Source organism: Streptomyces sp. NPDC002788, from assembly GCF_053592115.1.
In genome coordinates this window covers 245,273-257,477 of sequence record NZ_JBSFVB010000004.1, presented here as the reverse complement: position 1 = coordinate 257,477, position 12,205 = coordinate 245,273, and the positions used below count along the sequence as shown (strand labels likewise).

At 71.4% G+C, this 12,205-nt stretch carries 12 protein-coding genes; all 12 read left to right on the top strand.

Annotation, left to right across the window (positions count from 1 at the left end; genetic code table 11):
- Nucleotides 1–231 precede the first annotated feature (231 nt).
- On the top strand, nucleotides 232–2,049 hold the full coding sequence (locus tag ACWD1U_RS10210; RefSeq protein ID WP_451106156.1) for a DUF5941 domain-containing protein: 1,818 nt from the start codon (nucleotides 232–234) through the stop codon (nucleotides 2,047–2,049).
- Nucleotides 2,046–2,798: a phosphocholine cytidylyltransferase family protein gene (locus ACWD1U_RS10205; RefSeq protein WP_451106154.1), complete on the top strand. Its 753-nt coding sequence runs from the start codon at nucleotides 2,046–2,048 to the stop codon at nucleotides 2,796–2,798. The genes ACWD1U_RS10210 and ACWD1U_RS10205 overlap by 4 nt, the downstream gene beginning before the upstream one ends.
- Nucleotides 2,786–3,847 carry an iron-containing alcohol dehydrogenase family protein gene (locus ACWD1U_RS10200; RefSeq protein WP_451106152.1) on the top strand — a complete coding sequence of 354 codons (1,062 nt, stop codon included), beginning with the start codon at nucleotides 2,786–2,788 and terminating at the stop codon, nucleotides 3,845–3,847. The genes ACWD1U_RS10205 and ACWD1U_RS10200 overlap by 13 nt, the downstream gene beginning before the upstream one ends.
- Complete coding sequence (locus ACWD1U_RS10195) at nucleotides 3,825–4,604, top strand: CDP-alcohol phosphatidyltransferase family protein (RefSeq protein ID WP_451106150.1); 780 nt, start codon at nucleotides 3,825–3,827, stop codon at nucleotides 4,602–4,604. Before ACWD1U_RS10200 ends, ACWD1U_RS10195 begins: the two co-directional genes overlap by 23 nt.
- A 5-nt stretch (nucleotides 4,605–4,609) precedes the next feature.
- Nucleotides 4,610–5,482 carry a glycosyltransferase family 2 protein gene (locus tag ACWD1U_RS10190; protein ID WP_451106420.1) on the top strand — a complete coding sequence of 291 codons (873 nt, stop codon included), beginning with the start codon at nucleotides 4,610–4,612 and terminating at the stop codon, nucleotides 5,480–5,482.
- 99 nt (nucleotides 5,483–5,581) lie between these two features.
- Nucleotides 5,582–6,511 (top strand): ABC transporter permease, encoded by a 930-nt coding sequence (locus ACWD1U_RS10185; RefSeq protein ID WP_451106148.1) that lies wholly within the window; start codon nucleotides 5,582–5,584, stop codon nucleotides 6,509–6,511.
- Complete coding sequence (locus tag ACWD1U_RS10180) at nucleotides 6,504–7,292, top strand: ABC transporter ATP-binding protein (RefSeq protein ID WP_451106146.1); 789 nt, start codon at nucleotides 6,504–6,506, stop codon at nucleotides 7,290–7,292. The genes ACWD1U_RS10185 and ACWD1U_RS10180 overlap by 8 nt, the downstream gene beginning before the upstream one ends.
- A gap of 359 nt (nucleotides 7,293–7,651) precedes the next feature.
- Nucleotides 7,652–8,554, top strand: a complete 903-nt coding sequence (hpnC, locus tag ACWD1U_RS10175) for a squalene synthase HpnC (RefSeq protein ID WP_451106144.1) — start codon at nucleotides 7,652–7,654, stop codon at nucleotides 8,552–8,554.
- Complete coding sequence (hpnD, locus tag ACWD1U_RS10170; RefSeq protein WP_451106142.1) at nucleotides 8,551–9,501, top strand: presqualene diphosphate synthase HpnD; 951 nt, start codon at nucleotides 8,551–8,553, stop codon at nucleotides 9,499–9,501. The genes hpnC and hpnD overlap by 4 nt, the downstream gene beginning before the upstream one ends.
- Nucleotides 9,498–9,629, top strand: a complete 132-nt coding sequence (locus tag ACWD1U_RS10165) for a DUF6380 family protein (protein WP_451106140.1) — start codon at nucleotides 9,498–9,500, stop codon at nucleotides 9,627–9,629. Before hpnD ends, ACWD1U_RS10165 begins: the two co-directional genes overlap by 4 nt.
- Nucleotides 9,629–11,047, top strand: coding sequence for a hydroxysqualene dehydroxylase HpnE (gene hpnE, locus ACWD1U_RS10160; protein ID WP_451106138.1), 1,419 nt, complete (start codon nucleotides 9,629–9,631; stop codon nucleotides 11,045–11,047). The genes ACWD1U_RS10165 and hpnE overlap by 1 nt, the downstream gene beginning before the upstream one ends.
- A gap of 65 nt (nucleotides 11,048–11,112) precedes the next feature.
- Nucleotides 11,113–12,180 (top strand): polyprenyl synthetase family protein, encoded by a 1,068-nt coding sequence (locus tag ACWD1U_RS10155; RefSeq protein ID WP_451106136.1) that lies wholly within the window; start codon nucleotides 11,113–11,115, stop codon nucleotides 12,178–12,180.
- The last annotated feature ends 25 nt before the right edge of the window (nucleotides 12,181–12,205 follow it).

Sequence of the window (12,205 nt, the reverse complement as noted above, 5' to 3'; positions counted from 1 at the left end):
CGATGTCCGGTCTGCGGAGCGCGGTTTGTGGGGCGGGCCCCGGATCCACGATGATGATCGTGGCAAGGGCTCGGGCGAACTCCGCTGATCGATGCGCCCAACGGGCGGTGAACACGGCCTTCCCGGCATCCGATAGCCTCTGCCGACATGCCGCCCGGGAGTCACCGGCGCGGCCGCCCCCATCATGTACAGCACCGGCGCGGCGCGTCGGTACCCAGGGAGTGAATTCGGTTGTCGACCGCCATCCTCACCGGGCAGCCGGTCCCCGGATCGTCGATCGAGGGCGATCTGCGGTCCCTCGGGTTCGACGTGCGGGTCGCGGCCGACGCCGCCGAGGCCGAGACCCTCCTCGCCGAGGTTCCGGGTGAGGAGCGGGTCGCCCTGGTCGACGCCCGGTTCGTGGGTCATGTGCACGCGCTGCGCCTGGGCCTCACCGACCCCCGCTTCCCGCTCGCCGCGATCCCGGGCGCCGTCACCGCCCGGCCCGCCGGCCGCCAGGCCCTGACCCGGGCGATGGCCCGCGAGAACTCCGCCGGCGGCGGCACCACCCTCGTCGACAGCCTCGCCGATCGCGTCCTCGCCGCCCTGGACGCCGACGGCACCGCGGTGCACCGCCCCGAGCTGGGCAGCCTCGTCGCCGCCGTCCCCACCGACCCGCAGGCCCGCAACGAGGCCCGGCAGGCGGTGACGAACGTCGACGACGAGGCCGTACGCCTGAAGTCGGCCGTGAAGTCCCGGGACGGGTTCTTCACCACCTTCTGCATCAGCCCGTACTCCCGCTACATCGCCCGCTGGTGCGCGCGCCGCGGCCTGACCCCCAACCAGGTCACCACCGCCTCGCTGCTCACCGCCCTCATGGCGGCGGCCTGCGCGGCCACCGGCACCCGCGGTGGCTTCGTCGCGGCAGGCGTCCTGCTGATCGCCTCCTTCGTGCTGGACTGCACCGACGGCCAGCTCGCCCGCTACGACCTGCAGTACTCCACGCTCGGCGCCTGGCTGGACGCCACCTTCGACCGGGCCAAGGAGTACGCCTACTACGCCGGACTCGCCCTCGGTGCCGCCCGCAGCGGCCATGACGATGTATGGGCCCTCGCCCTCGGCGCCATGGTCCTGCAGACCTGCAGGCACGTCGTGGACTTCTCCTTCAACGAGGCCAACCACGACGCCACGGCCAACACCAGCCCCACCGCCGCCCTCTCCGACAAGCTCGACAGCGTCGGCTGGACGGTCTGGGTCCGCCGCATGATCGTCCTGCCCATCGGCGAGCGCTGGGCGATGATCGCGGTCCTCACGGCGGTCACCACCCCCCGCATCACCTTCTACGCGCTGCTCATCGGCTGCGCCTTCGCGGCGACGTACACGACGGCGGGCCGGGTGCTGCGCTCCCTGACCCGCAAGGCGCAGCGGACCGACCGGGCGGCCGGCGCCCTGGCCGACCTCGCCGACAGCGGCCCCCTGGCGCAGGGCTTCGCGCAGGCCCTCAAGAGGCCCGTGCGCAAGCTGCCGGGCTTCACCGCCCCCGCACTCGCCCTCCTCGGAACTCTCGCCGTCGTTCTCACGGCCGCCCTGACCGGCTTCGGCGGGCCCTGGCCGATCGTCGCGGCCCTCGGCTACGCCCTGACCTCGGGTCTCGCCGTCGCCCGCCCCCTCAAGGGCGCACTCGACTGGCTCGTTCCCCCGTTCCTGCGCGCCGCCGAATACTGCACCGTCCTGGTCCTCGCCGCGAAGGCGGACGTGAACGGGGCCCTTCCTGCGGCTTTCGGGCTGGTGGCGGCGGTCGCCTACCATCACTACGACACGGTGTACCGCATCCGCGGCGACGCCGGAGCGCCCCCCGCCTGGCTGGTGCGTTCCATCGGGGGGCACGAAGGCCGGACGCTGCTCGTCACCGTCCTCGCCGCGCTGCTCACCGCCTCGCAGTTCACGGTCGCGCTCACGGTCCTCGCCGTGGCCGTGTCCCTGGTGGTGCTCGTCGAGAGCATCCGCTTCTGGGTGGCCGCCCACCAGGGTGGCGCGCCCGCCGTACACGATGAAGGAGAACCCGCATGATCGGCCTCGTGCTGGCGGCCGGCGCCGGACGGCGTCTGCGCCCCTACACCGACAGCCTTCCCAAGGCGCTGGTGCCGGTGGGGCCCGCGGGCATAGAGGGCGAACCCACGGTTCTCGACCTCACCCTCGGCAACTTCGCCGAGATCGGTCTGACCGAGGTCGCGATCATCGTCGGCTACCGCAAGGAGGCCGTGTACGCGCGCAAGGAAGCGCTGGAGGCGAAGTACGGCCTCAAGCTCACTCTCATCGACAACGACAAGGCCGAGGAGTGGAACAACGCCTACTCCCTGTGGTGCGGGCGTGACGCCCTCAAGGACGGGGTGATCCTCGCCAACGGCGACACCGTCCACCCGGTCTCCGTCGAGAAGACGCTGCTCGCCGCCCGCGGCGACGGCAGGAAGATCATCCTCGCCCTGGACACGGTCAAGCAGCTCGCGGACGAGGAGATGAAGGTCGTCGTCGACCCCGAGAAGGGCATGACGAAGATCACCAAGCTGATGGATCCCGCCGAGGCCACGGGCGAGTACATCGGCGTCACCCTCATCGAGGGCGACGCGGCCCCCGAGCTGGCCGACGCCCTGAAGACCGTGTGGGAGACCGACCCGCAGCAGTTCTACGAGCACGGCTACCAGGAGCTGGTGAACCGCGGCTTCCGGATCGACGTGGCGCCGATCGGCGACGTCAAGTGGGTGGAGATCGACAACCACGACGATCTCGCCCGGGGACGGGAGATCGCATGCCAGTACTGACCCGGCTCATCCCCTCGCCGCTCGTCGTGGACATCCGCCCGGGTGCCCTCGACGATCTGGCCTGCGTCCTCGCCGACGAGCGTATCTCGCACTCCGGCCGCCTCGCCGTCGCAGTCAGCGGCGGCTCCGGCGCCAAACTGCGCGAGCGGATCTCGCCCGGCATGCCCGGCGCCACCTGGTACGAGGTCGGCGGCGGCACCCTCGACGACGCGGTCCGGCTGGCGAGCGACATAAAGGCCGGCCACTACGACGCGGTCGTCGGCCTCGGCGGCGGCAAGATCATCGACTGCGCCAAGTTCGCCGCGGCACGCGTGGGCCTGCCCTTGGTCGCCGTGCCCACGAACCTCGCCCACGACGGCCTGTGCTCGCCGGTCGCCACCCTCGACAACGACGCGGGCCGCGGCTCCTACGGTGTGCCGAACCCGATCGCGGTCGTCATCGACCTGGACGTCATCCGTGAGGCCCCGGTCCGCTTCGTCCGCGCCGGCATCGGCGACGCCGTCTCCAACATCTCGGCGATCGCCGACTGGGAGCTGGCGGGCCGCGTCAAGGGCGAGCGGATCGACGGACTCGCCGCGGCCATGGCCCGCCAGGCCGGCGAGGCCGTGCTGCGGCACCCGGGCGGCATCGGGGACAACGACTTCCTCCAGGTGCTCGCCGAGGCGCTGGTCCTCAGCGGCATCGCCATGTCGGTGTCGGGCGACTCGCGGCCGTCCTCCGGGGCGTGCCACGAGATCAACCACGCCTTCGACCTGCTCTACCCGAAGCGGGCCGCCGCCCACGGCGAGCAGTGCGGTCTCGGCGCGGCCTTCGCGATGTGGCTGCGCGGAGCGCACGAGGAGTCGGCGTACATGGCCGGGGTGCTGCGCCGGCACGGACTGCCCGTGCTGCCGGACGAGATCGGCTTCACCACGGACGAGTTCGTCAGGGCCGTCGAGTTCGCACCCGAGACCCGGCCCGGCCGCTACACCATCCTCGAACACCTCGACCTGAACCCCGAACAGATCAAGGACACCTACACCGACTATGTCAAGGCCATCGGTAGCTGAACTACGCCCCGTCGTTCACCCCGCAGGGGTGAAGGACCGGCGCAGCGGTGAGCACTGGATGGGACGCCTCTACATGCGTGAGGTGTCCCTGCGGGTCGACCGCTACCTGGTCAACACCAGGGTCACGCCCAACCAGCTCACGTACCTGATGACCGTCTTCGGTGTGCTCGCGGCCCCGGCCCTGCTGGTGCCGGGGATCCCGGGCGCCGTCCTCGGCGTGGTGTGCGTCCAGATGTACCTGCTGCTGGACTGCGTCGACGGCGAGATCGCCCGCTGGAAGAAGCAGTACTCGCTCAACGGCGTCTACCTCGACCGCGTCGGCGCCTACCTCACCGACGCCGCGGTGCTCACCGGCTTCGGCCTGCGCGCCGCCGACCTGTGGGGCACCGGCCGCATCGACTGGCTGTGGGCCTTCCTCGGCACCCTGGCCGCCCTCGGCGCCATCCTCATCAAGGCCGAGACGGACCTCGTCGGCGTCGCCCGGCACCAGGCCGGAAAGCCGCCGGTCAAGGAGGCCGCCTCCGAGATGCGCTCCTCCGGCATGGCACTGGCCCGCAGGGCCGCCGGCGCCCTGAGGTTCCACCGCCTGATCCTCGGCATCGAGGCGTCCCTGCTGATCCTGGTCCTGGCGATCGTCGACCAGATGCGCGGCGACCTGTTCTTCTCCCGGCTCGGCGTGGCGGTGCTGGCCGGCATCGCGCTGGTGCAGACCCTGCTGCACCTCGTGTCCATCCTCGCTTCGAGCAGGCTGAAGTGAGCGGCATGAAGGTCGGTGCCGTCATCATCACCATGGGCAACCGCCCCGACGAACTGCGCGCGCTTCTCGACTCCGTCGCCAAGCAGGACGGCGACCCGGTCGAGGTGGTCGTCGTCGGCAACGGTTCGCCCGTCCCGGACGTCCCCGAAGGCGTCCGCACGATCGAGCTGCCCGAGAACCTCGGCATCCCCGGCGGCCGCAACGTCGGCATCGAGGCCTTCGGCCCGGCCGGCCGGGACGTCGACATCCTGCTGTTCCTGGACGACGACGGGCTGCTCGCGAGCCACGACACAGCCGAGCTGTGCCGCGAGGCCTTCGAAGCCGACCCGAAACTCGGCATCGTGAGTTTCCGCATAGCCGACCCCGAGACCGGCGTCACCCAGCGCCGGCACGTCCCCCGGCTGCGTGCCGCCGACCCGATGCGCTCCTCCCGGGTCACCACCTTCCTCGGCGGCGCCAACGCCGTCCGCACCCGCGTCTTCGCCGACTGCGGCGGACTCCCGGACGAATTCTTCTACGCCCACGAGGAGACCGACCTGGCATGGCGGGCCCTCGACGCGGGCTGGATGATCGACTACCGGTCCGACATGGTGCTGTACCACCCCACGACCGCTCCCTCACGGCACGCGGTCTACCACCGCATGGTCGCCCGCAACCGCGTCTGGCTGGCCCGCCGCAATCTCCCCGCGCTCCTCGTCCCGGTCTATCTGGGCGTGTGGCTGCTGCTCACCCTCGTCCGCCGTCCCTCCCGCCCGGCCCTGCGGGCCTGGTTCGGCGGATTCCGAGAGGGCTGGACCACCCCGTGCGGCCCCCGCCGGCCCATGAAGTGGCGTACGGTGTGGCGGCTTACCCGGCTGGGCCGGCCCCCCGTCATCTGACAAGCTCGTATCCGGGACCATCCGGGAGGGGCCGTACCCTGGCCCCGGCTCATGCAGGCCCGCACAGGCCGCGTATCTCGAAGACGAAAGTTTCCACTAGTGAGTGAGACAACGCACGACGCCCCGGCCGCGGTGAGCGCGCCCGCGGCGCCCGACGAGGGCCTCACGGCGAAGGAGCTCGCCGCCAGGCACGGGCTGAGCGTGAGCGGCGCCCGGCCGTCCCTCATCGAGTACGTCCGTCAGCTCTGGGACCGGCGGCACTTCATTCTCGCCTTCTCCCGCGCGAAGCTGACCGCACAGTACAGCCAGGCCAAGCTCGGCCAGCTGTGGCAGGTGGCCACGCCGCTGCTGAACGCGGCCGTGTACTTCTTCATCTTCGGCCTGCTCCTGGAGGCCGACCGGGGCATGTCCCGCGAGGTGTACATCCCGTTCCTGGTCACGGGCGTGTTCGTGTTCACCTTCACGCAGAGCTCGGTGATGGCGGGCGTGCGCGCGATCTCCGGCAACCTCGGCCTGGTCCGCGCCCTGCACTTCCCGCGCGCCTCGCTGCCGATCTCCTTCGCCCTGCAGCAGCTCCAGCAGCTGCTGTTCTCGATGATCGTGCTGTTCGCCGTCGCGGTGGGCTTCGGTCATTACCCGGACCTGTCCTGGGCGCTGATCGTGCCGGTGCTCGTCCTGCAGTTCTGTTTCAACACCGGCCTCGCGCTGATCATGGCCCGGGCGGGCGCCAAGACCCCCGACCTCGCGCAGCTGATGCCGTTCGTGATGCGGACGTGGATGTACGCGTCCGGGGTGATGTTCTCCATCCCGATCTTCCTGGAGGACAAGCCGGCATGGATCGCCAACATCCTCCAGTGGAACCCGGCCGCGATCTACATGGACCTGATGCGCTTCGCCCTCATCGACGACTTCGGCTCGCAGTACCTGCCCGACCACGTCTGGGCGGTCGCGGGCGGCTGGGCCGCGCTGTTCGCGCTCGGCGGCTTCGTGTACTTCTGGAAGGCGGAGGAGAGGTACGGCCGTGGCTGAGCAGAGGCAGGACGAGCGGATCCCCACCGTCATCGCGGACGATCTGCACATCGTCTACCGCGTCAACGGCGCCAAGAGCGGCAAGGGCAGCGCCACCGCCGCCCTCAGCCGCATCCTCAAGCGGGGCTCCGACGACGCGGCGCGCGGGGTACGCAAGGTGCACGCGGTGCGCGGCGTCTCCTTCGTCGCCTACCGCGGTGAGGCCATCGGCCTGATCGGCTCCAACGGCTCGGGAAAGTCGACGCTGCTGCGCGCCATCGCCGGCCTGCTCCCCGCCGAACAGGGCAAGGTCTACACCGACGGCCAGCCCTCTCTGCTCGGCGTCAACGCGGCCCTGATGAACGACCTGACCGGCGAGCGGAACGTCATATTGGGCGGGCTCGCCATGGGCATGTCCCGCGAGGAGATCAAGGAGCGCTACCAGGACATCGTCGACTTCTCCGGCATCAACGAGAAGGGCGACTTCATCACCCTGCCCATGCGCACCTACTCCTCCGGCATGGCGGCCCGGCTCCGCTTCTCCATCGCCGCGGCCAAGGACCACGACGTCCTGATGATCGACGAGGCCCTCGCCACCGGCGACCGCAAGTTCCAGAAGCGCTCCGAGGACCGCATCCGGGAGCTGCGCAAGGAAGCCGGCACGGTGTTTCTGGTGAGCCACAACAACAAGTCCATCCGCGACACCTGCAACCGCGTCCTGTGGCTGGAGCGCGGTGAGCTGCGCATGGACGGCCCGACCGACGAGGTGCTCAAGGAGTACGAGAAGTTCACCGGCAAGTAGACCGGCTCGGCCAGGGCCCCGGCGGAACTGTTCCGGCGGGGCCCCGCGTCTGCAAAGGAAACGTCAACTCCGGCCCTTGTCGGGAATCTTGGGGCCGATCGGTGTGTTCTCGTGCGGGGCGGGACACCCTGGCGAACCGCGGTGCGTTGTACAACGTAAGCTGTACCGGTCCCGAAACACGGCAATCAGGGCAATAATGCGCGACACCGCCCGTCGGGCCACCGTGCGGACGGCTGGGCGGCGTGTCCGAAATAGTGTGTATTGGGTCGGCGGTGTAGAACGGGAGATGTGACGGCGATGGCTACGGAAACTCCCCAGCTCCACGCAGCACGTGCCGTCCCCGCGCCGGGCAGCCGGCGGTGACGGGAACCGGCACGGCACGCGCCCTTCACCCGGAGCGCGGCACGCTCGACAAGGCCGCGGGCGAGAACTTCCCCGTGGCCCCCTTCTTCCTGCCCCGGGCCTGGCGCACCGACCTCATGGCCGTCTACGGCTTCGCCCGCCTCGTCGACGACATCGGCGACGGCGACCTGGCCCCCGGCGGCGCCGACGCCCGGCTGCTGGGCCTCTCCCCGCGGGAGGCCGAGGACCGGCTGGCCCTGCTGGACGCGTTCGAGGCCGACCTGCGCAGGGTCTTCGACTCGACCCCCCGCCACCCCCTGCTGCGCCGCCTCCAGCCGACCGTCCGCCGCCGCTCCCTGACTCCCGAGCCGTTCCTCGGCCTGATCGCCGCCAATCGTCAGGACCAGCTGGTCAGCCGCTACGAGACCTACGACGACCTGCTCGCCTACTGCGAGCTGTCCGCCAACCCCGTCGGCCGTCTCGTCCTCGCCGTCACCGGCACCTCGACACCCGAGCGGATCCGCCGCTCCGACATGATCTGCACCGCCCTCCAGATCGTCGAGCACCTGCAGGACGTGGCCGAGGACCTCCGCCGCGACCGCGTCTACCTGCCCGCCGCCGACATGAAGCGTTTTCACGTCCAGGAGGCGGATCTCGCCACGAAAACCGCCGGCGTGTCGGTCCGTGAGCTGATTGCGTACGAAGCGCAAAGGGCCCGCGATCTCCTGAATGAAGGCGCCCCCCTGGTGGGTAGCGTCCACGGCAGGTTGAAGCTGCTGCTCGCAGGGTTCGTGGCGGGGGGAAGGGCGGCCGTCCGCGCGATCGCCGCCGCCGATTTCGACGTACTTCCCGGCCCGCCCAAGCCCGGCAAGGTCCAGTTGCTGCGTGAGGTGGGCGTGACCCTGCGAGGAGAGGGGTGATCCGGAGCGTGGAGGCGGAACCGCACACGTCCGCACCGGTACTCGCCGCCTACAGCTACTGCGAGGCCGTCACCGGGCGGCAGGCCCGTAACTTCGCCTATGGCATCCGCCTGCTGCCGACGCCCCAGCGTCGTGCGATGTCGGCGCTCTACGCGTTCTCGCGGCGGGTCGACGACATCGGCGACGGCGCGCTCGCCGACGACGTCAAGCTCGCCCGGCTGGAGGAGACCCGGGCACTGCTCACCCGGATCCGGGCGGGCGAGGTCGACGAGGACGACATCGACCCGGTCGCCGTCGCTCTCACGCACGCCGCCGGGCACTTCCCGATCCCGCTGGGCGGCCTGGACGAGCTCATCGACGGTGTCCAGATGGATGTCCGAGGCGAGACGTACGAGACCTGGGGCGACCTGAAGGTCTACTGCCGCTGTGTGGCCGGCGCCATCGGGCGGCTCTCGCTCGGCGTGTTCGGTACGGAACCGGGGGCGCGCGGCGTCGACCGCGCGCCGGAGTATGCCGACACACTCGGGCTCGCGCTCCAGCTCACCAACATCCTCAGAGACGTCCGCGAGGACGCAGAGGGTGGGCGTACCTATCTGCCCGCCGACGACCTCGCCAAGTTCGGCTGCTCGGCGGGATTCAGCGGGCCGCGCCCACCGGAGGGTTCCGATTTCCCGGGCCTCGTGCACTTCGAAGTGCGACGGGCCCGCGCTCTGTTCGCCGAGGGCTACCGGCTGCTGCCCATGCTCGACCGGCGCAGCGGCGCCTGCGTCGCCGCCATGGCCGGCATCTACCGACGCCTCCTCGACCGCATCGAACGCGACCCGGAGGCCGTGCTGCGCGGCCGGGTCTCGCTGCCCGGCCGCGAGAAGGCCTACGTCGCCGTGCGCGGCCTGTCCGGCCTGGACGCCCGGCATGTGACCCGACGGGCCGTCAGGAGGCGTGCGTGAGGGACGAAGGTGCCGCTGTCGGCGGAAAGCGGCGGGCAACCCTACCGTACGAGGCCGCGTCCCTGACGGAGACGGCCGGTCGTGCACGGCTCGTTCGGCACGGCCGCCGCGCAGGGGAGGGTGCGTGATGACCCACGGCCACGGAACGCGGTCCCACGGACCGGTCGCGGAAGGGCGGCACGCCGTCGTGGTGGGCGGCGGGCTCGCCGGCGTCACCACCGCGCTCGCGCTCGCCGACGCCGGCGTGCGCGTCACCCTGCTGGAGGGCAGGCCGAGACTCGGCGGCCTGGCCTTCTCCTTCCGGCGCGGCGACCTCACCGTCGACAACGGCCAGCACGTGTACCTGCGCTGCTGCACCGCCTACCGCTGGTTCCTCGACCGGATCGACGGCGCGGCTCTGGCCCCGCTGCAGGACCGGCTCGACGTCCCCGTCCTGGACGCCGCGCGGCCCGAGGGGCGGCGGCTCGGCAGGCTGCGGCGCGACGCCCTGCCCGTGCCCCTGCACCTGGGGCGCAGCCTCGCCACCTATCCGCACCTGTCGCTCGCCGACCGCGCCAAGGTCGGCCGGGCCGCGCTCGCCCTCAAGGGCCTCGACCTCGACGACCCGGCTCTGGACGCGCAGGACTTCGGCAGCTGGCTGGCCGCGCACGGCCAGTCCGCGCGTGCCGTCGAGGCGCTGTGGGACCTCGTCGGGGTCGCCACCCTCAACGCGGTCGCTGCCGACGCCTCCCTGTCCCTCGCCGCGATGGTGTTCAAGACCGGTCTGCTGTCCGATCCGGGTGCGGCCGACATCGGCTGGGCGCGCGTCCCGCTGGGAGACCTGCACGACCGGCTGGCCCGCAAGGCGCTCGACCGCGCGGGCGTCCGCACCGAGGTCCGTACCCGCGTCACCTCCGTCTCCGCCCAGCGGGACGGCCGGTGGAACGTGGATGTCGCCGGCGAGACGCTCCAGGCCGACGCGGTGGTGCTCGCCGTACCGCAGCGCGAGGCGCACGATTTGCTGCCCGCGGGTGCTCTGGACGCCCCCGAACGACTCCTGGAGATCGGGACCGCGCCGATCCTCAACGTCCACGTGGTGTACGACCGCAAGGTGCTCGCCCGGCCGTTCTTCACCGCCCTCGGCAGCCCGGTGCAGTGGGTGTTCGACCGGACCGAGGCTTCCGGGCTGCGGGAAGGGCAGTACCTCGCGCTGTCGCAGTCGGCTGCCCAGGACGAGATCGACGCGCCGGTGGCGGTGCTGCGCGAGCGGTACCTGCCCGAGTTGGAGCGGCTGCTGCCGCTGACCCGCGGCGCCGAGGTGTGGGACTTCTTCGTCACCCGGGAGCGCACCGCGACGTTCGCTCCCACCCCCGGCGTCGGGCGCCTCAGACCCGGCGCCCGCACCAAGGCATCCGGCCTCTATCTGGCCGGAGCGTGGACCGCCACCGGGTGGCCCGCGACCATGGAGAGTGCGGTCCGCAGTGGTGTGAGCGCGGCGGACGCCGTGCTGGGCGCCCTGGGCCGGCCCCGCCCGCAGCACCTCTTCGAGTTCGAGGAGGCGGCGTGATGCTCGCTCAGCACGGCGCGGCAGGCGGCCCCCGCACCCCCGGTACCGCAACAAGAGGAGAGACTGTGCCCACTGTGCCCCCGGCCTCGAAGACTGCCGAGGCGGTGGACGTGACCGCGCTGCTGGAACGCGGCCGGACCCTTGCCACACCGGTACTGCGGGCGGCCGTCGACCGCCTGGCACCTCCCATGGACTCTGTTGCCGCCTACCATTTCGGCTGGATCGACGCCCAGGGCAGGCCCGCCGAGGGCGACGGCGGCAAGGCCGTGCGCCCCGCCCTGGCGGTGCTGTCCGCCGAGGTCATGTCCGCCGCCCCCGAGACCGGCATCCCCGGCGCCGTCGCCGTGGAACTCGTCCACAACTTCTCCCTCCTCCACGACGACCTCATGGACGGCGACGAGCAGCGCCGCCACCGCGACACGGTCTGGAAGGTGCACGGCCCCGCCCAGGCGATCCTGGTCGGCGACGCCCTGTTCGCCCTCGCCAACGAGGTGCTCCTCGAACTCGGCACCGTCGAGGCCGGCCGCGCCACCCGCCGCCTGACCACCGCCACCCGCGCCCTGATCGACGGTCAGGCACAGGACATCTCCTACGAGCACCGCGACCGCGTCAGCGTCGAGGAGTGCCTGGAGATGGAGGGCAACAAGACCGGTGCCCTGCTCGCCTGCGCCAGCTCCATCGGCGCGGTCCTCGGCGGCGCCGACGAACACACCGCCGACACCCTGGAGAAGTACGGCTACCACCTGGGCCTCGCCTTCCAGGCCGTCGACGACCTCCTCGGCATCTGGGGCGACCCGGTCTCCACCGGCAAGCAGACCTGGAGCGACCTGCGCCAGCGCAAGAAGTCCCTGCCGGTGGTGGCCGCGCTCGCGGCCGGTGGCCCCGCATCCGAGCGACTCGGCGAGATCCTCGCCGCCGACGCCGGGAGCAGCGACTCCGAGAACTTCTCCGAGGAGGAGTTCGCGGCCCGCGCCGCCCTCATCGAGGAGGCCGGCGGCCGCCAGTGGACCGCCGAAGAGGCGCGCCGTCAGCACACCATCGCCATCGAGGCCCTGGACGCCGTCGACATGCCCGACCGGGTGCGGGCACAGTTCACGGCGCTCGCGGACTTCGTCGTCGTACGAAAGAGATGATCACTATCGGCCGAATAGCCCTCGC